Here is a 22,774-nt window from a genome sequence, read left to right as displayed (position 1 = left end):
GAAATATGCTGTATTTTGCGTTCTGCTCCGAGCAGTGATTATCGTTTTCTATATGTTAAGGAATATCCTGCCGCCAGGCATCAGCGGTGAGTGCTTCACCAAAATGGCTAGCGATTAAACGGCGGGTCATATCGTGCAGAGGAGAAGCCAACACTTCTGCTGTATTTCCCCGCTCAACAACTTCCCCTTGATGCATGACCAGCACCTGATCGCTGATATGTTTCATCATGCCAAGATGCTGGGTGACATAGAGGTAAGAAATACCTTGTTTTTCCTGTAATTCCAACATCAGATTAATGATTTGAGATCGCATAGACATATCGAGTGATGCTAATGCCTCATCAGCAATAATAATCTGAGGTTGTAATATCAATGCGCGCGCCAGTGCTACCCGCTGTTTCTGGCCTGAGGCTAACATATGTGGATAATAATTGGCATGGTCCGGTAGCAGGCCAACTTGTCGCAATGTCTGGTTGATCCGTTTTTCCCGCTCCATTGTATTAAGCGCTGTATTAAGCAGAAGGGGAATATCAAGAATTTGACCAATACGCTGACGAGGATTTAGCGACGTACTTGGGTCCTGAAATATCATACGAATGCGTTGGCTACGATAACTGTAATCACCGTAAGTGAGTTTATGGCCTTCGATCATGATTTCGCCGGAAGTTGGCTCGATGACGCCTGAAAGCATTTTTGCCAGTGTTGATTTTCCAGAACCGTTTTCACCAATAATCGCCAGCGTCTGTTTAGCTTTTAAGGTAAAACTAACGGGTTTTACCGCATTGAGATGTTGACGATGAAAAAAACCTGTTCGATAGCGAAAAGTTTTAGCCAAATTCCTAACTTCTAGCAGAGTATTAACCAATTACTGTTCCTCCAGATTTAGTGGAAAGTGGCAGGCAAAAGCGTGGTTTTTAATCACCCGCAACCGTGGTGTTTCAATACACGTTTTTTGCGCATAAGGGCAACGCGGACCTAAACGGCAGCCAATGGGTAAATGCTCAAGGGATGGAATAGCGCCTGATAAGGTGTTTAACCTGCTTTTATGGGGCAAAGAACTACCAAAATCAGGGATAGCGCGGCTTAACGCTTGTGTGTAAGGGTGGTGTGGTGTTACCAGTAATTCATCGGGAACGGCGCTTTCGACCGTTTGACCACAGTACAGAACATTAATGCGATCCACCAATTTGCTCATGATTTGCAAGTCATGACTTATCAGTAAAATGGTGGTGTTATTGTTCTGATTCAATCGTGCTAACAGACGGAAAATCTGAGCTTGTGTGGTCGGTTCCATCGCATTGGTTGGTTCATCTGCAATCAGCAGGCGTGGTTGGTTCGCCAATGCGATAGCAATCATGACCTTTTGGCACTCTCCCTCCGTTAACTCGCAAGGGAAGCTACTCATGATGTCATTATGATCTTTAATTCCCACACGGTGGAGTAATTCAATAGCCCGGCGTTTTCGCCATTTGAAACGTTGCCACCAACGGCCTTTGTAAGTCCAGCAGGGGATAGCTTGAATGAGTTGCCGACCAATATTTTCAGAAGGATCAAGACAGGATTGTGGCTCCTGAAAAATCATTGAGATATTGTGGCCGATCACTTTTCGGCGCTGACGTGGAGTCAGACGGAGCAGGTCAATATCATCGAAGCGAAAACGGTCAGCCGTCACTTTGAGATTATCTTTAGTGACTCCGCTTATTGCTTTGGCAATCAAGCTTTTACCTGAGCCGGATTCACCAACCAGACCGCGTATTTCGCCTTCTATCAGTGACATACTGACGCGATCAACCGCTTTAACCGGCCCTTTGGCAGTCATAAATTCAATAGTGAGATTGCGAATGTCGAGTAATGGCATTATTCCACCCCGGAATTAATTGCTCGGTGTAATCCATCACCTAATAAATTGACTAACAAGACACAGAACATAATTGCCGCGCCGGGCAACATAACGGTCCAGGGCGCAACATAGATTAGCTCCAGTGAATCGCCCAACATGGCCCCCCATTCGGGTGAGGGAAGTTGGGCACCAAGATCGAGAAAACCCAGTGAAGCGATATCAAGTATGGCGATAGAAATGGCGCGTGTTAGCTCGTTGACCAAGGCGGCGGTAATGTTGGGTAATACGGCGTACCATAGAATGTGGTAATTAGAAGCGCCATCCAGGCGAGCGGCAATAACATATTCTTTATCTAGCTCATCGTGAACAGCGCTGTAAACTGTGCGAACGATACGTGGTAATAGCGCCAACCAAATAGCGATTATTGCATGCTGCAAACTGGCACCCACAAAGGCGACGACAATAATTGCCAACAAGAGTGATGGGATAGAGAGTAATGTATCGAGAATATGATTGAGCACCGCGGATTTCAGTCCTCGTGTCATGCCTGCCAGACAGCCGATAATCAGACCACATAAAGCGGCGGCCAAAGTGACTAACAGCGCTGAACCGAATGTAGAGGCGGTACCTATTAGTAATCGGCTGAGAATGTCGCGTCCAAGATCGTCGGTACCTAGAAAAAATGCGATATTACCGTGATATGACCATGAAGGTGGCAGCAACTGATGACCAAGAAATTGTTGATCGAGCTTATAGGGGGCCAGATAGCCACCAAACAGACTTAGGGCGATCAGAATCAGCACCCCATAAAATCCCATCATTGCCAACATGTCAGAATAGAAAAAGCGCCAGATGACCTTTATCGGTGACGGCATTTTCTTTTCACGATAAAAATTATCTAAGGGCATACCATTCCTTATGCTTCAGAGGGTTAGTCATTGCGCCAATAATATCAGACAGAACATTGACAGAAATCACCAGTGTGCCAATCACCATAACACTGGCAGAAATGGCGGAATAATCTTGCTGGCGAATGGCACTGACTAACCAATGACCAAGCCCCGGCCAGTTAAATACCAGTTCTGTCATCATTGCCAGTGTCAGCATGGTGGAAAATTGTAATCCTAGTTTCGGAATGATAGGGGGCAATGCATTGTGTAACACATGACGACGGATAATTGTCAGCCTTGATAAACCGCGGGTTGCGGCGGCTTTGATATAGTTTTCACCAAAAACTTCTTCTGTACTGTTTCTCATCAACCGAATAACTTCGGTTGTCGGTGCAACGGCGAGTGTAATAACGGGCAGCAGCAAGTGTTGTATGGCACTAATGATCATCTCATTACGATAGGGTGATTTTGATAACCAGGCATCAATTAATGAGAAACCTGTTACAGGTTCAATCTGATATAGCAGATTAAAGCGCCCGGAGACAGGTAGCCAGCCGAGATAAAGAGAGAAAAATAGCGTGAGTAATAATGCTAGCCAAAAAATCGGGATGGAAAATCCGACCAAAGCAATGGAGATGATAACAGTATCCGCGGGTTTGTTACGCCATACTCCCGCAATAATCCCGAGGGGGATGCCGACGAGTAAGGCGGTAGAGAAAGCCAGAATACAGAGCTCCATGGTGGCAGGGAACACTTCCCGTAGTTGTTCGCTGATAAGTTCACCATTAATGCTGGATACGCCAAAATCCCATAGTAATAAGCTGTTGAAATAGAAGATATAAGCATCAAATAGGGATGCCCCGCTGAGTGGCGCATTGGGGGTAAAGTAACTTAGGCTAAAGCTTATCAGTGACAAGAAAAACAGGGTAATAATCAGCAATAGCAGACGGCGGAGAGTGTAAATAATCATTTGCTACCCTTCTGATTGATTTGGTTAGTCTCTTTTTCCCGATAAACGCCAGCGAAAGAGGTATTACCAAATGGACTGAGTACTAGTCCTTTAATATCATGACGGTAGGCCTGTAAATGCAGAGAATAGGCTAATGGTAATATAGGTAATTGCTGCTCAAGGACTTGTTGAGCCGCATGATAATATTTAATTCGGGATAATAATTGCTGGTTAATCAAAGCTTCCCGCAAAATTTTATCAAATGTTGGCTCACACCAATGGCTGAAATTTGTTTGTGAAGCGATAGCCGCACAACTTAATAGTGGACGGAAAAAACTGTCTGGGTCATTACTGTCAGTTGACCAGCCTGATAATGTCATATCGTGAGATTTATCCATCAGTTTGGTTTCCTGAAAGCGGCCCTCAACAGGTTTGATGCTCATGGTAATACCAACTTGGGCTAAATCGGCCTGAATCAGTTCTGCCATTTTGAGTGGACTTGGATTATATGATTGAGAGGCGGAAGGTACCCATAAACTCAATTGCAAGCCATTCAATCCGAGATCATTAAGTATTTTACGGGATTTTTCTGGGTTATATTCCGTAATTTCAGTTTGATTATCATAAGCCCATGACGCTCTAGGTAAAATTGATGAGGCGGTTTCCGCCGTACCATAATAGATGGATTGCATCAGCCGTTGGTTATTAATAGCGTAAGCAATAGCTTGCCGAACCTGTAGCTTATCAAGCGGTGGCTTGCTGGTATTGAAAGCCAGATAAGCGATATTCATTCCTGGGCGTAAAGTTAGACGCAGGCGAGGATCATCTCGTAAAACAGTAAGCTGACTGGCAGCGGGATACGCTAATACATCACATTCACCGGTTAAAAGTTTAGACATCCTGCCGGTGCCGCCGGCACCGACGTCAATAACTATCTGGCGCATTTGTGGTTTGCCTTTCCAGTATTTATCATGACGAACCAGACGGATAAATTGTCTGGTCCGATGATCTTCCAACATAAATGGGCCTGTGCCGACAGGTTTCCAGTCAATTTGTTCATGGCGATTCATTTGATGCAATTGTTGCCCATATTCTTGTGAAAGTATTGGGGCATAGTGGGTTGCCAAATGCCAAAGAAAAGAAGCATCTGGTTCGTTCAAACGAAATTCCACCGTATATTCATTAAGTTTACGGATACTTTGAATAGAATCGGCCAGTTGGAGGCTGTCAAAATAGGGGTAATGCCCGCCATTGACGTTGTGATAATAGTGTTGCTTATCAAACAGACGCTTAAAGCTGAAAATGACGTCATCAGCATTCATGTTACGGGTCGGAGTAAACCAGTCTGTTGATTGAAATGAGACATTATGGCGCAAATAAAAACGGTAGGTAGCACCGTTATCCAGTATTTCCCAATGGGAGGCTAATTCAGGGAGTAAGCGATAAGTATAAGGGTCAACATCTAGCAGACGCTCATAGAGTTGTGCTGCCAGTGTATCGACAGTTAAACCGCTGCTAGCCAGTTGGGGATTAAAGGTGTTCAGGTTGCCATTAACACAATAAATGAACCCTTGTTGCTGAATGTCAGTCGGAACGTGGGGATTTTTTTCAGGCGTAGTTATTGTTTCTGCAATAGCCGGTGCTGAAAGGGATAATATGATCCAATAAATCAAACTGCGCATATAGGGCATCTGTTATTAATTAGAATTGACACATTGTATCTCAATTCGCGCTTGAGCCCAAAAAAACGCTGCGGGAATGGTAATGAGAAAAATTCTCAATAAAGTGCTTTACAAAACGTATTGATAACCATTATCATCTGTATCGCTCTTCCGGGAAACAGCTTTTGTTATCTCAGGAAAAGCACGACATTGCTCACATTGCTTCCAGTGTTTTTTAGCCAGCTCGGGTGCTGGCTTTTTTTTATCTGTAATTCGGATTACTTCTCGCCGACGTTGATATCATGTTTCTTCATTAAGCCTCGTAATTGATAATAGGTCAGTCGTAGTTTCTCTGCTGCTTTTCTTTGGTTAAATCTGCTCTCTTTTAATGATAACGCTATTAATTGTCGTTCGCTGTCATGTTGCCACTGTTTCAAATTAACAGGCAATGAAGGCAGAAGTTGTGGAGATAAATCATGACTATCATCAACATTGGCAATAAAATGTGGTGTGGAGGCGAATGGATTAATAATAATATTATCAAGTTGAGCAGAATTTTCGCCGTGACGATAAACCGATCGTTCCACAACATTTTTCAGTTCACGAATATTACCGGGCCACGTGTAATTCTGTAACTGTTGCCTTGCCTGGTCAGTGAAACCGGGAAATAGGGGTAAATCAAGTTCGCGGCACATCTGAATAGCAAAATGTTGCGCTAACAACATGATATCCTGCTGCCGTTGCCGCAATGGTGGGATATTAACCACATCGAAAGCCAGCCTATCGAGCAAATCAGCGCGGAATTGCCCCTTAGCTGCCATTGCGGGCAGATTATCATTGGTTGCGCATATCAGCCGAGCATCGACTTGTAATGATTGGCTGCCGCCAACGCGTTCAAGATGCCCATATTCAATGACACGCAATAGCTTTTCCTGAACTTGCATTGGTGCGGTTGCCAATTCATCAAGAAATAGCGTTCCTCCATCAGCACGTTCAAATCTTCCTTGGTGCCTCTTTTGTGCCCCGGTAAATGCGCCAGCTTCATGACCAAATAACTCTGAATCCAATAAATTTTCATTCAGCGCCGCGCAGTTTAGGGAGATAAATGGGCCTTGCCAGCGGGGAGATAAATAATGTAAACGGCGGGCAATCAGCTCCTTGCCGGTTCCGCGTTCCCCAATCACGATAACGGGTTTGCTTAATTTTGCCAGCGCGGATACCTGCTCCAGAATTTCAAGAAAGCTGTTTGCTTCACCCAATAGGTTTTCTGTGGCGTCATTCATGGTTATTTTCACCGACAATTGGTTATTTTAGCCACTTTATTATGTTGTGATAAAAAGTTAAATAAAAAAATTTATTTATATTTCATGAAAATAGAGTAAATAAAAAGTTGGCACGACTCTTGATAGGATAGAAGTGACATGAATAGTATTAACCAACCTTAACCAAAGAGGATAATTTGCTATGAGTATTTTTTCTCGTTTTGCTGATATCGTGAATGCCAATATCTCTTCATTACTGGATAAAGCGGAAGATCCGCAGAAAATGATTCGTCTAATGATTCAGGAGATGGAAGACACTTTAGTTGAAATTCGCTCAACTTCCGCCCGTGCTCTGGCAGAGAAAAAGCAGTTATCTCGCCGCATTACCGCAGGTGAACAACAAATGCACGATTGGCAGGAAAAAGCGGAACTGGCGTTGAATAAAGAGAGAGAGGATTTGGCGCGGGCCGCCCTGCTTGAAAAGCAGAAAGTGGCTACTTTAGTGGATACATTGAAACACGAATTGACCATACTGGAAGAGACACTTGAGCGAATGAAAGGGGAGATTGTTGAGCTTGAAAACAAACTTAGCGAAACCCGAGCAAGACAGCAGGCGTTGGCTTTGCGTCATCAGGCGGCCGCCTCTTCCCGACAGGTTCGTCATCAGCTAGACAGCGGTAAAATTGATCAGGCAATGGCTCGCTTCGAACAATTTGAGCGCCGTATCGATCATATGGAAGCGGAAGCAGAAGCCGTGGGCATGGGAAAACAAAAATCGTTGGATCAACAGTTTGCTGAATTAAAAGCAGACGATGAAATCAGTGCGCAGTTAGCGGCAATGAAGGCTAAAATAAATGCTAATAAAGAACAACATTAAATGTTGGTGCACTCAACTCACCATTAAGGAAAAGTGATGGGCTCTATATTTCTTGGCATTCCGCTGACTATTTTTGTACTTTTTGTGTTACCCATCTGGTTGTGGTTGCATTATAACAGCCGGAATTCCAATCAAAGCCAGTTAGATCAGAATGAAATTCAGCGTCTGGCAGAGCGTGTTCAACATATGCAGGCACGAATCAAAACATTGGAAGATATTCTGGATGCGGAACATCCTGATTGGAGGCAATCATAATGTCGAATGGTAACCGCCGGAAACTGTATCGAATACCCGAAAAGGGTAAAATTAAAGGTGTTTGTGCTGGGTTGGCCTATTATTTTGATGTACCAGTACGTTTAATTCGAGCCATCGCGGTATTGTCGCTCTTCTTTGGCCTGTTTGGTTTTGTGGTTGTTGCTTATATTGTACTGGTTTTCGTCCTTGATCCGGCACCCTCGGAATATACCGAAGAGGCCCATTTTTCAGCACAAAACTTGCTGAATGAAATCGACTATCAATTGAAATCGGGAGAGATTCGTCTGCGCCAAATGGAGCGTTATATCACCTCAGAAACGTTCAGCGTTCGCAGCCGTTTCAGGCAGCTTTGATAGCAAAAATTACCTATGGCTCGGCTGATACAAAAAAATTGTTGTAATACTTCTCACAGGAGAGACATGAAACGGCTACAAAATGAATTAACTGCGCTGGTTAATCGTGGGATGGATCGCCATTTACGGCTAGCTGTAACAGGATTAAGTCGTAGTGGTAAAACAGCGTTTATCACATCTTTGGTTAATCAGTTACTTAACCTCCATAGCGGTGCTCGATTGCCGCTATTTTCTGCTGTACGCGACGGTCGCTTGTTGGGTGTAAAACGGGTTCCTCAACGTGATTTAGGCGTTCCTCGTTTTACTTATGATGAAGGGTTGACCGCACTTTACGGCACACCACCTGCCTGGCCGACCCCGACGCGAGGTGTCAGTGAAATCCGTCTGGCACTTCGTTACCGTTCTGGCGATTCTCTGCTGCGCCATTTTAAAGACACTGCCACGTTATATCTGGAAATTGTGGATTATCCCGGCGAATGGCTGTTGGATCTACCGATGTTGGCGCAAAGCTATTTGGCATGGTCACATCAGATGAATAGCTTATTGCAGGGACAAAGAGCTGAATGGGCAAAACCTTGGTTGGAACTTTGTCAACAGTGCGATCCACTGGCACCCGCAGATGAGAATCTGTTGGCTACTATTGCTCGGTCCTATACGGAATATTTGATTAAATGCAAAGAGCAAGGCTTACATTTTATTCAGCCGGGGAGATTTGTTCTGCCCGGCGATATGATGGGCGCTCCGGCTTTACAATTTTTCCCGTGGCCGGATATCAACCCTATCACTGAGTCACGATTTGCTCAGGCAGATAGACACACGAATATCGGTATGCTGCGTCAGCGCTTTGAATATTACTGCCAGTCGGTGGTGAAAGGGTTTTATAAAGCGCATTTTCTACGTTTTGATCGGCAGATTGTGTTGATAGATTGTTTACAGCCATTAAACAGTGGGCCACAAGCATTTAATGATATGCGTTTGGCGCTGGCACAATTAATGCAAAGTTTTCATTATGGTAAACGAACGCTCTTCCGCCGCCTGTTTTCCCCTTGTATTGATAAATTAATGTTCGCTGCCAGTAAGGCCGATCACGTTACCGCAGATCAGCATGCTAATTTGGTTTCTTTACTCCAGCAATTGGTTCAGGAAGCCAGACAAAATGCGGTTTTTGAAGGTATCAGCATGGATTGTGTTGGCCTGGCATCGGTACGGGCGACAGAAAGTGGCATGATTGAACACAATGGTGAAAGTATTCCGGCGTTGAAAGGATATCGGCTTACAGATGGTAAGCCGCTGACATTTTTTCCCGGAGAGGTGCCACGGCGTTTACCTGAGGATAACTTCTGGCAAAAACAGGGTTTCTCCTTCGAGGAGTTTAGCCCTTGTCCGGTAAATGTTGATACACCATTGCCTCATATCCGGTTGGATACCGTGCTGGAGTTTTTAGTGGGAGATAAAGTGAAATGACGGAGCCTTTGAAGCCAAGAATTGACTTTGCAGAATCCTTATCGGGGCCACAAGAGCCGGTCTTAAAGCCTGCCCAGATCTTTAATGAAAAAGAGACAGCGAATTTTTGTCCTGCTTCACCAGAACTTGAGGCTGAAGAACGCGAAGGTCAGGTAGAAGGGATAGTTAATGCAGCACTGAAACCTAAGCGTAGTGGCTGGCGTAAAATGGTATATGGTTCTCTGATGTTATTGGGGCTGAGTGCGGTTGCTCAGTTTGTGCAGTGGATTTATCAATCATGGCAGCAACAGGATTGGAGCGCATTAGGTGTAGCGGCCGCCGGGAGCATGATTGTCTTTGCGGGAATAGGTTCTCTTGTCAGTGAGTGGCATCGTCTTTATCGGCTAAGAGTGAGGTCTGAGGAACGTGATACTGCGAGAGCGTTATTGCAACATCATGGCGTGGGTAAAGGGCGGGAATTTTGCGAGAAGTTGGCAAGTCAAGCGGGTATCGAACAGCATAACCCGGCGTTACAGCGCTGGCGGGCTGCTTTACATGATACACATAACGATCGTGAAGTGGTGGTGTTGTACAGTAAATGGGTTCAACCTGTTTTGGATTCTCAAGTCAGGGCTGAAATCAGCCGCTGTGCTGCGGAATCAGCATTAATGATAGCAGTTAGCCCGTTGGCCATTGTCGATATGGCATTTATTGCCTGGCGTAATATCCGGCTAATTAATCGTATTGCAGCTCTATATGGTATTGAACTGGGATATTTCAGTCGTATTCGGCTCTTCCGCCTTGTTTTGCTGAATATTGTTTTTTCTGGTGCTTCAGAAGTGGTGCGGGAAGTGGGTATGGATTGGTTATCGCAGGATATCGCTGCGCGCCTTTCTGTCAGAGCTGCTCAAGGGATCGGTGTCGGTTTACTGACTGCCCGGTTGGGTATCAAAGCGATGGAATTATGTAGGCCATTACCTTGGATAGAAGGTGATAAACCTAAATTAGGAGATTTCCGTCGTCAGCTAATCACTCAACTTAAGAATATCCTGCCAAATAAGTCTAAGAATATAGTTAATTAAATGATATATGCTTTAATTCTATATGAACGCACAAAATATCCAGATAACGACAATCTTTTACGTTATTTTATTAATTTGTTTTATAATCAATCTTACAATTTGTTTATTTTAGTGAAAGTTTCAAATGCTATGTTATTTGCGACATTAAAAAACCGGAGTCCGGTCAATTTTTACTGACAGAATGCTTCATATGAATAATTGTAGAGAGTAGTATTTTAAAAAATTATATGTATTAATGTAAATAAGGTCAAAACAGATGCGCTTAGAAGTTGTTTGCCATGATCGAATTGGGCTGACCCGTGAACTGCTCGATCTACTGGTATTAGAGAATATTGATTTAAAAGGGATAGAAATATCTCAAATCGGCCGGATTTACCTTAATTTTTCACCAGTTGATTTCAATGTATTTCGTAAATTGATGGCAGAAATTCGCCGGATTAATGGTGTTATTGATGTTCGTACCGTCTCTTTTATGCCTTCAGAAAGAGAACACAAAGCGATGTGTGCACTGTTGGAATCCTTGCCTGAGCCTGTTTTTTCAGTTGATCTGAAAGGAAATATTGAGCTTGCTAACTCTGCGGTGTTTAAGCTATTTGGTGTTAGTGAAGAACAAACTTATCAAAAACCTATCGGGCAGTTTATCAGCGGTTATAATTTTTCGCGCTGGTTTGAAAATAAAAATATCCAGCAACGTGTGGAAAGGATAACGCTCAAAGGTCTGGACTACCTGATGGATATTACGCCTATTCAACTGATGGATGAAAAGCAGAAAATGCAATGTGTTGGCACAGTGATTATGCTCAAATCTGCTGCTCGAATAGGGAATCAACTGAAAAAACTGACTGTCAATGATGGTAGTGAGTTTAAGGCGATTATCGCTGTTAGCCCAAAAATGGCTCAGATTATTGAGCAGGCGCGTAAAATGGCGATGCTGGATGCGCCACTGTTGCTGATTGGCGAGACAGGAACGGGCAAAGATATTCTGGCAAAAGCCTGTCATTTGCACAGCTTACGCGGAAAGCAGCCCTTTTTGGGGTTGAACTGCGCATCGATGCCGGATGATGTAGTAGAAAGTGAACTGTTTGGCTATGCTGCTGGCGCTTATCCTAATGCGATTGAAGGAAAGAAAGGTTTCTTCGAGCAGGCTAATGGTGGCACGGTTTTACTGGATGAAATTGGTGAAATGTCGCCACAGATGCAAATTAAGCTGCTACGTTTTCTTAATGACGGTACTTTCCGCCGAGTAGGGGAAGAAAATGAAGTCAAAGTGAATGTCAGAGTTATCTGTGCGACACAAAAAAATCTGGTTGAATTGGTGCAACGAGGGGAATTTCGCGAAGATCTCTATTATCGCCTTAATGTGTTGGCGATTACGCTCCCGTCGTTGCGTGATCGTAAAACAGATATTATGCCGCTGGTGGAGTATTTTATTGAGCGTTTTTCTGAAGAACAGGGAGTACCGAAACCGAAATTGTCCCCTGAACTTTCCCACTTTCTGACGAGTTACAGTTGGCCCGGTAACGTAAGGCAGTTACAAAATGCCATCTATCGGGCGCTGACTCAGCTTGAAAATATGGAGTTGACGCCGCGGGATATACAACTGCCAGAGTTTGAAACAGAGGTTTCTTTTAGTGAAGATGTGTTCAATGGTTCTCTGGATGAAATCAGTAAACGTTTTGAACGTTCGGTGTTAACGCGTCTTTATCGGCACTATCCCAGCACGCGTAAACTGGCTAAACGTCTTGGGGTATCGCATACTGCGATTGCCAATAAATTGAGAGAATACGGTCTGAGTAGCAGGAAGCATGCTACCGAATATGAGCCGGATGGTGACGAATAAAACAATGCCCACCGGAAGTGGGCATAAATCATGGGATTTATTTCAGTGCGGCCAGTGCGCTATCGTAATCTGGCTCATTAGTGATTTCATCAACCAGTTGGCTATAAATCACGTTATCGCTTTCATCAAGCACAATGACTGCACGGGCTGTGAGACCACTCAGAGGACTACCGCTGATGGCAACGCCATAATCTTCACTGAAAGTACCGCCACGCAGGGTAGACAGCGTGACGACATTTGATAACCCTTCCGCACCACAGAAACGGGACTGAGCAAAAGGCAGGTCGGCAGAAATGCACAGTACGACGGTATTTTCCAAATCACTCGCTACCTGATTAAATTTGCGTACTGATGCCGCACAAACACCGGTATCGATACTTGGGAAAATATTCAGCACTTTACGCTTTCCGGCATAGTGGCTAAGAGAGACATCGGAGAGATCTTTGGCTGTCAGAGTAAAATCTTGCGCTTTTTCCCCTGATTTTGGGAACTGGCCGCTTACGGAGATATCATTGCCTTGAAATTTTACTGTTTGTGTCATAGTTTTCTTCCTCTGATAAATGAACCACGATTGCCCAGTGTAGAAGAATATTCGGCTCTTGCCCATCAAAAATAGTGCTTGTGAGAGTAAAATTGTCTGATTGTGTCATTCTGACAATGGCTTATAATTTAGTAATGGGATATCTATTTTATAACAGGGCAGATTATTACCTTATGCGCTATTTCAATTTGATTTCTTGTGCACTACTTATCAATAGTTCTCTTATCACCGTTTCTGCTTTTGCTGCGGAAGTTCCTTCTGGCACTCAGCTTAATGACAAACAGGAACTGGTTCGTCACCTAAAAGACGAACCGGCATCCTTAGACCCGATTAATGCCGTGGGTTTGACCGAGGCGCAAGTTCAGCGTGATCTGTTTGAAGGGCTGGTGAATCAGGACGCGTATGGCAATGCGATTCCCGGTGTAGCAATAGCGTGGAAAACAGCAGACAACAAAACTTGGTTTTTTACCCTGCGTTCTGATGCCCGTTGGTCAAACGGCGAACCCGTTACCGCGACAGATTTTGTATATAGTTGGCAGCGGTTGGTCACTCCGGCTAATACGTCATCTTTTGCTTGGTTTGCCGCACTAGCAGGTATTGAAAATGCTCAGGAAATTATTGACGGTAAACTGCTACCAGCAAAACTGGGTGTTGAAGCCATTGACAAGCACACATTAAAGGTGACGTTAAACCGGCCTGTGCCTTATTTTCCCAACCTGACTGCGAATTTCAGTCTCTATCCGGTCAATAAGAAAGTAGTTGAAAAATATGGGAAAGAGTGGATAAAGGTTGGTCATTTGGTGGGGAATGGGGCTTTCGAATTACATGATAGAATTGTTAATGAGAAAATCGTTCTGACATCAAACCCTTATTACTGGGATCATAAAAAAACCGTCCTGACCAAAGTCACATTCGTACCCATTAATCAAGAATCGCACGCGACTAAACGCTATCTGGCGGATGATTTGGATATCACCGAATCCTTCCCGAAAAATATGTATAAAAAATTGCAGCATGAATTATCTGGGCAAGTCTATACGCCGGATCAGTTGGGGACCTATTATTACGCTTTTAACACCCAACGTGCACCAACGAATGATGCCAGAGTGCGTAAAGCGCTTTCTATGACCATTGACCGTAAAATTATTGCGGAAAAAGTCTTGGCGACAGGGGAGAAACCTGCCTGGCATTTTACGCCGGATGTGACCGCGGGTTTCCATCCTGTGATCAGTGACATGGAACAACATACGCAAGCAGAATTGGACCAACAGGCTAAAGTTTTGTTACACGCGGCGGGTTACGGTCCGAACAATCCACTGAAACTTTCTCTACTCTATAATAATTCCGAAAATCACCAAAAAATTGCGATTGCGATTGCTTCTATGTGGAAGAAAAAGTTGGGTGTACAAGTGAATTTGGTGAATCAGGAATGGAAAACGTATATTGATAGCCGTAACACAGGCAATTTTGATGTTATTCGTGCATCTTGGGTGGGTGATTATAACGAGCCCTCGACATTTCTAAGCCTGCTAACTTCAACGCATAGTGGCAATATTGCTAAATTCCATCAGGCAAATTACGACAAACTACTACAATCTGCTAGTTTGCGAACAGATGATGGCTTAAGAAACGATGACTATAACAAAGCGGAGCAAATGATTGCTGAACAGGCACCTATTGCACCGATTTATCAGTACACTAACGGCAGGTTGATAAAACCTTGGTTAAAAGGATACCCGATCACCAATCCGGAAGACGTGGCATATAGTCATACTATGTACATAATTAAACACTAAGGGTAAGGAGCTGGATGTGGAAACCATTTATGGCTCATCATTGAAAGAGGCTGATGCAGTCTATGCTTGTCAGTTTGATGGTCAAGGCGGCATGACACCAATTGACATGAATGGAGTAGCCACACCAGTTCAACCTTTTTGGCAACATTTGGATTACCGTAACCCCAAGAGCTACCGCTGGCTAATGGACACTGATTTGTTACCAGAAACGGTTAAAGCGGGGTTGGCTGGAGAGAGTCTTAGGCCGAAAATAATGCGTACCGGCGATGGTACGATGATTACATTTCGAACAATTAATAACAGTGAGAGTGAACGCCCTGATCAATTAGTGGTATTTCGTATTTATATTAATTCTCAGATCGTCATTTCCAGTCGCCATCGTAAAGTTCATTCGCTTGAACAGGTACTGAGTGATTTACAAAATGGTATAGGTGCGAAAACGACCGGGCATTGGTTGGTTGAAATGGTTGATGCAATAACCGATGAAGTGGGTAATTTTATTGAAGATCTTCATGACAATCTGATTGAGCTTGAGAATATGATTCTTGAGCAACGGATACCTGGGCGGGGTGGGTTAGCTTTGTTGCGTAAACAATTGATTATTCTGCGTCGTTATATGGCACCTCAGAGAGATGTATTTGCCCGGCTTGCGAGTGAAAAATTACTTTGGATGAGTGATGAAGATCGTTACCGAATGCAGGAAATATCTGATCGCTTGGGAAGAGAATTGGATGATTTGGATGGTTGTATTGCTCGCACGGCAATTATTTCAGATGAAATTACATCGATGATGGCGGATGCGATGAATCGGCGTACTTATACTATGTCATTACTTGCTATGATTTTTTTACCGACAACATTCCTGACCGGATTATTTGGTGTCAACCTTGGTGGTATTCCTGGCAATGAATATTATTTAGGTTTTGCTATCTTTTGCTTATTGTTATTCGGGTTGGTTTTATTTGTTGCGTGGTGGTTAAAGAAAAGTAAATGGTTGTGAGGATTAAAGAGTTATTTGGAGAGATAAAACATAACTGCGATAAAGTGTTACCAAAATTGATTCTTAATTTGAGATATATCAATATTCACTAGACATCATTGAGGCATGATAGCTCTCGCAGGTGAAAACAACGTTAAGCGATGAACGTTGTTCTCCGTAATTGTAGTTTTTCTCACATAAGTCTTTATACAGAATAATTGCCCATTCTTGTGCCGATATTATTTTATAATATCGGCTTTTTTTATTTTTCATTTGTTGTTTTAGGAAAATAAAAAAATCGAGGCGAAAGTGAAAGAGAAGCAGAAATTAACGCTCTGAAGTATATCCAGAGCGGTGTGATTAAGAGCCTACTCCAATAGTCCTATTGGGATATACCCGTTATCCTTCAAGTTGCCTCTTTGTTGGCTGCGCTCGCTCACCCCGGTCACATCGTTTGCCATGCTCCCGGGGATTCTCTCCCTTGCCGTCGCGATCCATCTTGAAATCCATAGGGTATAGGTAGTAAGAATAACTATTTGACTTCAATAATATCCAACCGTTCTGATTGATAATTGGGTTGATCTTCTATATCAACAACGGGTTGCATGGGTAATTCCTCGCGGTCAAAGGCGAGATCACCACCATCAATCACCTCGCTGCCGTGAGTGATACTCTTAAAATCAAACAGATTAAAATCGCTGAGATGTGACGGAACAACATTTTGCACTGCACGAAACATGGTTTCAATTCTGCCCGGATAACGCTTATCCCATTCCCGTAACATATCCTTGATAACCTGGCGTTGCAGATTGGGTTGCGAACCACAGAGATTACAAGGAATGATCGGGAATGCTTTGGCGGTTGCATAGCGCTCAATATCTTTCTCGCGACAATAAGCGAGAGGGCGAATGACAATATGTTTACCATCATCACTCATCAACTTTGGTGGCATACCTTTTAGTTTGCCGCCATAAAACATGTTGAGAAATAGGGTTTGCAAAATATCATCACGGTGATGGCCTAATGCAATTTTCGTTGCGCCCAACTCAGTGGCTGTACGATATAAAATGCCACGGCGCAGGCGGGAACAGAGTGAACAAGTTGTTTTACCTTCGGGTATTTTTTCTTTCACTATGCCATAAGTGTTTTCTTCGACAATTTTATATTCGACACCCAGTTCACCCAGATAAGCGGGAAGGATATGCTCAGGAAAGCCGGGTTGTTTCTGATCCAGATTAACTGCAACAAGTGAAAAATTAACCGGAGCACTTTTTTGCAGATTTTGCAGGATAGATAGCAGGGTATAGCTGTCTTTACCACCAGAAAGGCAGACCATAATACGATCGCCTTCCTCAATCATATTGAAATCAGCGATTGCTTGACCGACATCACGGCGTAAACGCTTCTGTAATTTGTTCAGATTATATTGTTGTTTTTGATCCACCACGGACACTCGTAGATAATGTTTAAATGGGATTTAGGGGAAGGAGTATACCATTTTTATGGCCTGACACCTTAAAAGAGTTTGTGATAGATTCCGCTTATTTTTACCTGTTAATGCTGATCAATTAATAGTTTTTTCTGTATGGAAAATGAGGATCGCTCATACTCTAAATTCTGTTGATAACCGATATCAGAATGGAGATGAAAATCAAATTACGGTGTTGCAATTCAATCATGGTCTGGCTGTTATTCAGAATGTCAATTATCAGCCGGTAAACTTTATTAAACTATTAGATAAATCTTCCCTATTGCTAATGATAGCGGGTTGTTAGCCGTGAAAAACTGGAACTGATATTTGATGTTTATTAAAACTCTTAAATATACCCGTTATCTTTCAAGTTGCCTCTTTGTTGGCTGCACTCACTCACCCCGGTCACATAGTTATCTATGCTCCCGGGGATTCGCTCCCTTGCCGCCGCGATGCATCTTGAAATCCATAGGGTATAGGTTTAGCACAATGAATAATGTTTTTGAATTAAGATTATTATTGTTGATATGAGAGAAAATGCTACACCTATATAAGTGGTAATGATATATATTTTTATCCAATGAGTTAAGCTGGAGGGTAGATTTTGAATAAAATTATAAGATTCTTGGTGCATATATTTGCTATCAGGATGATTTGTTTTCATTTTTTTCCAGTTAACAGCCTGTAGAAAAACATAACGACTTGAAACTGATCACGCATCCTTCCGAAGCGTTGTATTGTTATGCCTGTTGGTAAATAAAATCCTTCTTCTATATATAATTCAATAATTTTATCCATCTTTTTTTGATTTATTTTATAAATGGCTATTGATATAACCAAAAATAAAAGAGATAAGAAAAGACATATTGTCATTATCAAATCTAATATTCTCATAGTTAATTTCCTATAAAAAAATCCACAGTAAATTCCGCAGTTTTCTCAAATCCATAGTTACCTATAGCCTTCCTGGCTACGTGTTCTTCTAAAAAATTCTTAATTAAAAAACGGCAAGATATATTTATCATATGTAAGAAATACTATTCCAATAGCGAAAGATAATAAACTGATTAAGAGATAATAACAATAAGAGGAATTACTCTGTGCATATTCATCTCCAAAAAAATACTCAATAGCAGATTTACCCATTACATTTTCCATTTTTATTCTTAATTTGATCTCCAAATTTTAGTGCGTATTTTGAGTTGAATTCAGTTAAAAATATAAGAGTATTTATGACATAAAGCCGTTACTGTTGATATAAAAAAAGATATAAAACTTATATTAATGGTGATGAAATATATTTTTATCCAGTGGGTCAAATTGGAGGGTAAGTTTTGAATGAAATCATAAGATTCTTGTGGCATATATTTACTACCAGGCTCATTTATCCTTATTCTTTTCCCTGTTAATAACTTATAGAAAAATACGGCAGGATGAATCTGACCATGAATACCCATAGAATGACCAATGTATGCTGCTGATGATAAGCAAAAACCTTTTTCCATATATAAATCAATAATTTTATCCATCTTTTTTTGATTTATTTTGTAAATGGCTATTGATATAATGAGAAAAAGATTGAAAGAGGTATAAGAAATAACCAAGATGATGAAAGTAACTCTATTCATATTAAAACCTCATTGAATGTCCAGTATAGTTAAGCGTATTCTCTGAATAGAAATGTTATCATTGTTATGAAGAAGAATACACCACTTATATTAATGGTGATGAAATATATCTTTATCCAATGAGTTAAACTGGAAGGTAGGTTTTGAATAAAGTTATAAGATTCTTGATACATATATTTTCTATCCTTTTCATTGATTCTCATTCTTCTTCCAGTGAGTAGCATATAAAAAAATATCGCAACCTGATACTGACCATAAACACCCAAAAAACGGCCCAGCTTTACGCCTGCTGATAAATAAAGTCCTTTTCCTATATATGATTCAATAATTTTATCCATTTTACTTTGGTTTATTTTGTAAATAGTTATTGATATAATGAAAAAAAAGAAGAGAAAAATAACGGAAATGATGGTTATTAGGTCTAATATTTTCATAATAAATGCTCTATAAATAGATCTGCGAAAAATCCCATAGTCTTCTCTAATCCATAGCATAGCTAGCTAAGTGTTTTTCTAAAAAAATCTTAATTAAAAAATAGCTCATTTTTGCTCGTTCTGACATATAAAGTCCAGCTTCTGTATATAATTCAATGATTTTATTGATGTTGCGCTGATTTATCTTGTAAATAGCTATTGATATTAGGTTTAGCACGAAAAATAATACTTTTGAATTAAGATTATTATTGTTGATATGAGAGAAAATGCTGCACCTATATAAGTGGTAATGATACATATTTTCATCCAATGCGTTAAACTGAAGGGTAGATTTTGAATAAAGTTATAGGATTCTTGGTGCATATATTTACTATCAGGCTGATTTATCTTCATTTTTTTTCCAGTTAACAGCCTGTAGAAGAACATAACGACTTGAAACTGATCACGCATCCTTCCGAAGCGTTGTATTGTTATGCCTGTTGGTAAATAAAATCCTTCTTCTATATATAATTCAATAATTTTATCCATCTTTTTTTGATTTATTTTATAAATGGCTATTGATATAACCAAAAATAAAAGAGATAAGAAAAGACATTTTGTCATTATCAAATCTAATATGCTCATAGTTAATTTCCTATAAAAAAATCTACAGTAAATTCCGCAGTTTTCTCAAATCCATAGTTACCTATAGCCTTCCTGGTTACGTGTTCTTCTAAAAAATTCTTAATTAAAAAACGGCAAGATATATTTATCATATGTAAGAAATACTATTCCAATAGCGAAAGATAATAACAATAAGAGGAATTACTCTGTGCATATTCATATCCAAAAAAATACTCAATAGCAGATTTACCCATTACATTTTTCATTTTTATTCTTAATTTGATCTCCGAATTTTAGTGCGTATTTTAAGTTGAGTTCAGTTAAAAATATAAGAGTATTTATGACATAAAGCCGTTACTGTTGATATAAAGAAGGATATAAAACTTATATTAATGGTGATGAAATATATTTTTATCCAGTGGGTCAAATTGGAGGGTAAGTTTTGAATGAAATCATAAGATTCTTGTGGCATATATTTACTACTAGGCTCATTTATCCTTATTCTTTTCCCTGTTAATAACTTATAGAAAAATACGGCAGGATGAATCTGACCATGAATACCCATAGAATGACCAATGTATGCTGCTGATGATAAGCAAAAACCTTTTTCCATATATAAATCAATAATTTTATCCATCTTTCTTTGATTTATTTTGTAAATAATTATTGATATAATTAAAAATAAGAAGAAAAAAATAACGGAGATAATGGTTATTAGATCTAATATGCTCATAAAAAATGCTCTATAAATATATCCGCGAAAAATCCCATAGTCTTCTCAAATCCATAGCTACCTATAGCCCCACCAGTTAAACCGCCGCCCGCCATGCAAATTCCAACAGCTAATCCTTCAGTTGCAAACCCAAGGGCAACACATGCTGCTCCTGCTGCTATACTGCCACCATATCCTACGGCTATCCCACCTCCTGTTCTACCAGCAAATTTACTATATTCCTTGATGGTTACTTTTTCACATTTTCCTGCTTGCCCATAATTACAGGCATCAATAACCTGCCCGGTGGTATCAACAAAATCCAGACCAATGGCAACCCGGCCACCATATTTCATCCATTTAATCATTTTTTCACTTTGTAAAATTGTTTGACTATATCCCTTTATTGCGCCAATCCCTGCTTTATCCCATTGGTGAGCAATGGCTTTGGTTGATAACTTTAGCGCATGTTTTAAATTAGGATGTTGATCGATTTTCAAAGAGAGTCGGCCAACTTTATTTAATAATCCCTTTAGGTTACCCATAATCAGTTGTCTTTCTACATAAAACTCGGGACTGGCAAATTTTCGGTTTAGCCCATTTAACCGATATTCTCTTTGATAAAGCTTCTGTAACTTTGACAGATTTTTTTTGATTTGGGAGAAATAAGTATCACCCAGTGACGATGCGGTGCCAACTAAGGTTCCTCCCTGATCCAGTACATAGTGAAACAGACCAAAATGACGATGCAAAAATGCTGCGGATTCATTAGGCAGAGCTGAAACGGATTGGTTGACCTGATACTGAGATTGTCTTAATAGCTGTATCATGTGGGGCGGATTATAAGAGTCTGGATCTGCCACCAGCAGAATTTGCCCCGGTTTCAGGAATCGGTAATTTGAATTTAATGCCATAAAATAGCGAGCCGCTTCGCTATTTGAATGGCTGAATAACAGACTGGCTTGAAAACTTAATCCTCCAGGTTGCTGTACGACACAGAAACCGGGTTGAATGTTTCTTTTCATAAATACTCTATTTGTTCCTGTGGTAGCTTTTAACATGTTGGCCTGACGTTAGATGACATAACTTAATCAGATAATCGGATTATTTTCAACATATAATAAATGGGTTTCTAATCTTTACAGAGTGAGAATTTATAGGGAGTAGGTGATGTATAAATTCAATCTGATGTTGTCGGTTGATATTGATTAATTTGCAGTTTTTTCTTTGCTAAAGGATAGTAATAGTGAACGTAATTTGTTTATATATTTGGTCTGACTACGAGCCTTCAATATTTACATTTATATAAGATAGTTAACAATTTGTTACAATTATCTTATGGAAATTACAATTATTTTATTGAAATCAAAGGAAAATAACTCAGAATGAGAACTTGAACATAAGGTAAATTAAGTAGGTATAGTTATGGCAAATATGATTTATGTGACGATAAAAGGTGAATCTCAGGGGCTTATTTCTCAAGGATGTTCGACTTTGGATTCCATTGGTAATCGGTATCAGCATGGACATGAAAATCAAATTATGGTGTTGCAATTCAATCATGGTCTGACAGTTGCTCAGAATGTTAATTATCAGCCGGTAAACTTCATTAAACTATTAGATAAATCTTCCCCATTGTTAATGATAGCGGCAGCTAATCATGAAAGACTGGAGTTGACATTTGATATTTATCGGACTTCTCAAATAGGTTCACAGGAACTTTTTTATTCCATCTTGCTCACCGGGGCAAAAATTTGTGATTTAAATGTTAATTGTCCGCATGTTATTAATGATAATAACGGCCAGCCGGAGGAAGTTATTTCAGTTCAGTATGTTAATATTACTTGTCGGCATCATATGGCGGGAACATCAGGATATTGCATTTGGGATGAGATGGTTTATTGATAAATACAGTTTATACCCGTTATCTTTCAAGTTGCCTCTTTGTTGGCCGCACTCACTCACCCCGGTCACATAGTTATCTATGCTCCCGGGGATTCGCTCCCTTGCCGCCGCGATGCATCTTGAAATCAATAGGGTATATACGCTTAGTTTTCATTTAATAGCTAAGCGTGTTTTTAAAAGTAAGTATATTGCTATTGATATAATGATGCTATTAATATTAATATCCCATTGAATAAATAACGTTTCGTAATTA

The 22,774-nt window shown here is 40.9% G+C and carries 23 protein-coding genes; 9 read left to right on the top strand and 14 right to left on the bottom strand.

All coding sequences use genetic code 11. The features are described 5' to 3' along the window. Window positions 1–55 precede the first annotated feature (55 nt). From sapF to pspF, 6 genes are all read right to left on the bottom strand, one after another. Window positions 56–865, bottom strand: a complete 810-nt coding sequence (gene sapF / locus PluTT01m_RS13320) for a putrescine export ABC transporter ATP-binding protein SapF (RefSeq protein WP_011146813.1) — start codon at window positions 863–865, stop codon at window positions 56–58. Continuing rightward, complete coding sequence (gene sapD, locus PluTT01m_RS13315) at window positions 866–1,858, bottom strand: putrescine export ABC transporter ATP-binding protein SapD (protein ID WP_011146812.1); 993 nt, start codon at window positions 1,856–1,858, stop codon at window positions 866–868. It lies immediately after the preceding gene. Beyond that, window positions 1,858–2,748: a putrescine export ABC transporter permease SapC gene (gene sapC / locus PluTT01m_RS13310; protein WP_011146811.1), complete on the bottom strand. Its 891-nt coding sequence runs from the start codon at window positions 2,746–2,748 to the stop codon at window positions 1,858–1,860. Before sapC ends, sapD begins: the two co-directional genes overlap by 1 nt. Continuing rightward, window positions 2,735–3,700, bottom strand: a complete 966-nt coding sequence (gene sapB / locus PluTT01m_RS13305) for a putrescine export ABC transporter permease SapB (protein WP_011146810.1) — start codon at window positions 3,698–3,700, stop codon at window positions 2,735–2,737. Before sapB ends, sapC begins: the two co-directional genes overlap by 14 nt. Continuing rightward, window positions 3,697–5,361, bottom strand: a complete 1,665-nt coding sequence (gene sapA / locus PluTT01m_RS13300) for an ABC transporter substrate-binding protein SapA (RefSeq protein ID WP_011146809.1) — start codon at window positions 5,359–5,361, stop codon at window positions 3,697–3,699. The genes sapB and sapA overlap by 4 nt, the downstream gene beginning before the upstream one ends. A 257-nt stretch (window positions 5,362–5,618) precedes the next feature. Next, a complete protein-coding gene (gene pspF, locus PluTT01m_RS13295; protein WP_011146808.1) occupies window positions 5,619–6,623 on the bottom strand; it encodes a phage shock protein operon transcriptional activator in 1,005 nt (334 codons plus the stop codon). Window positions 6,624–6,804: 181 nt separating this feature from the next. Here pspF and pspA point away from each other — a divergent pair, with 181 nt between their 5' ends. The 6 genes from pspA (at window position 6,805) to tyrR (ending at window position 12,452) form a co-directional block, all read left to right on the top strand. Continuing rightward, a complete protein-coding gene (pspA, locus tag PluTT01m_RS13290) occupies window positions 6,805–7,479 on the top strand; it encodes a phage shock protein PspA (RefSeq protein WP_011146807.1) in 675 nt (224 codons plus the stop codon). A gap of 36 nt (window positions 7,480–7,515) precedes the next feature. After that, window positions 7,516–7,734, top strand: a complete 219-nt coding sequence (gene pspB, locus PluTT01m_RS13285) for an envelope stress response membrane protein PspB (RefSeq protein ID WP_011146806.1) — start codon at window positions 7,516–7,518, stop codon at window positions 7,732–7,734. Further along, on the top strand, window positions 7,734–8,087 hold the full coding sequence (pspC, locus tag PluTT01m_RS13280; protein WP_011146805.1) for an envelope stress response membrane protein PspC: 354 nt from the start codon (window positions 7,734–7,736) through the stop codon (window positions 8,085–8,087). Before pspB ends, pspC begins: the two co-directional genes overlap by 1 nt. Window positions 8,088–8,153: 66 nt before the next feature. Beyond that, on the top strand, window positions 8,154–9,551 hold the full coding sequence (locus PluTT01m_RS13275; RefSeq protein ID WP_011146804.1) for a YcjX family GTP-binding protein: 1,398 nt from the start codon (window positions 8,154–8,156) through the stop codon (window positions 9,549–9,551). Continuing rightward, window positions 9,548–10,612, top strand: a complete 1,065-nt coding sequence (locus PluTT01m_RS13270) for a YcjF family protein (RefSeq protein WP_011146803.1) — start codon at window positions 9,548–9,550, stop codon at window positions 10,610–10,612. The genes PluTT01m_RS13275 and PluTT01m_RS13270 overlap by 4 nt, the downstream gene beginning before the upstream one ends. Before the next feature lie 256 nt (window positions 10,613–10,868). After that, entirely contained in the window at window positions 10,869–12,452 is a 1,584-nt protein-coding gene (gene tyrR / locus PluTT01m_RS13265) for a transcriptional regulator TyrR (RefSeq protein WP_011146802.1), read from the top strand. 37 nt (window positions 12,453–12,489) lie between these two features. Here the strand turns inward: tyrR and tpx are convergent, their stop codons facing one another. Continuing rightward, complete coding sequence (gene tpx, locus PluTT01m_RS13260) at window positions 12,490–12,993, bottom strand: thiol peroxidase (protein ID WP_011146801.1); 504 nt, start codon at window positions 12,991–12,993, stop codon at window positions 12,490–12,492. Window positions 12,994–13,166: 173 nt separating this feature from the next. Here tpx and PluTT01m_RS13255 point away from each other — a divergent pair, with 173 nt between their 5' ends. Both PluTT01m_RS13255 and zntB read left to right on the top strand, forming a co-directional pair. Beyond that, window positions 13,167–14,789: a peptide ABC transporter substrate-binding protein gene (locus tag PluTT01m_RS13255; protein ID WP_011146800.1), complete on the top strand. Its 1,623-nt coding sequence runs from the start codon at window positions 13,167–13,169 to the stop codon at window positions 14,787–14,789. Window positions 14,790–14,805: 16 nt separating this feature from the next. Next, window positions 14,806–15,789, top strand: a complete 984-nt coding sequence (gene zntB, locus PluTT01m_RS13250) for a zinc transporter ZntB (protein ID WP_011146799.1) — start codon at window positions 14,806–14,808, stop codon at window positions 15,787–15,789. A gap of 511 nt (window positions 15,790–16,300) precedes the next feature. On the opposite strand, the gene ttcA is transcribed toward zntB, so the two are convergent. From ttcA to PluTT01m_RS13210, 7 genes are all read right to left on the bottom strand, one after another. After that, window positions 16,301–17,221, bottom strand: coding sequence for a tRNA 2-thiocytidine(32) synthetase TtcA (gene ttcA, locus PluTT01m_RS13245; protein ID WP_011146797.1), 921 nt, complete (start codon window positions 17,219–17,221; stop codon window positions 16,301–16,303). 678 nt (window positions 17,222–17,899) lie between these two features. Further along, complete coding sequence (locus PluTT01m_RS27555) at window positions 17,900–18,133, bottom strand: hypothetical protein (RefSeq protein ID WP_041380101.1); 234 nt, start codon at window positions 18,131–18,133, stop codon at window positions 17,900–17,902. 314 nt (window positions 18,134–18,447) lie between these two features. Beyond that, complete coding sequence (locus tag PluTT01m_RS13230; protein ID WP_011146796.1) at window positions 18,448–18,867, bottom strand: hypothetical protein; 420 nt, start codon at window positions 18,865–18,867, stop codon at window positions 18,448–18,450. A gap of 29 nt (window positions 18,868–18,896) precedes the next feature. Then, window positions 18,897–19,301, bottom strand: coding sequence for a hypothetical protein (locus tag PluTT01m_RS13225; protein ID WP_041380100.1), 405 nt, complete (start codon window positions 19,299–19,301; stop codon window positions 18,897–18,899). Window positions 19,302–19,511: 210 nt separating this feature from the next. Beyond that, window positions 19,512–19,925, bottom strand: a complete 414-nt coding sequence (locus tag PluTT01m_RS13220) for a hypothetical protein (RefSeq protein ID WP_011146794.1) — start codon at window positions 19,923–19,925, stop codon at window positions 19,512–19,514. Between the two features lie 295 nt (window positions 19,926–20,220). Then, on the bottom strand, window positions 20,221–20,637 hold the full coding sequence (locus PluTT01m_RS13215; RefSeq protein WP_011146793.1) for a hypothetical protein: 417 nt from the start codon (window positions 20,635–20,637) through the stop codon (window positions 20,221–20,223). Continuing rightward, the gene (locus PluTT01m_RS13210; protein WP_011146792.1) at window positions 20,634–21,641 is read right to left on the bottom strand and encodes a hypothetical protein; all 1,008 of its coding nucleotides are present in this window, start codon (window positions 21,639–21,641) and stop codon (window positions 20,634–20,636) included. Before PluTT01m_RS13210 ends, PluTT01m_RS13215 begins: the two co-directional genes overlap by 4 nt. Window positions 21,642–22,041: 400 nt before the next feature. On the opposite strand from PluTT01m_RS13210, the gene PluTT01m_RS13205 reads away from it, so the two are divergent. Further along, entirely contained in the window at window positions 22,042–22,521 is a 480-nt protein-coding gene (locus PluTT01m_RS13205; RefSeq protein ID WP_011146791.1) for an Hcp family type VI secretion system effector, read from the top strand. Window positions 22,522–22,774: the final 253 nt, after the last annotated feature.

The sequence above is a fragment of the Photorhabdus laumondii subsp. laumondii genome (assembly GCF_003343245.1).
Classification (GTDB): Bacteria; Pseudomonadota; Gammaproteobacteria; order Enterobacterales; family Enterobacteriaceae; genus Photorhabdus; species Photorhabdus laumondii.
The sequence above is the reverse complement of the archived record's forward strand: the minus strand, read 5'-3'. Positions and strand labels throughout refer to the sequence as shown.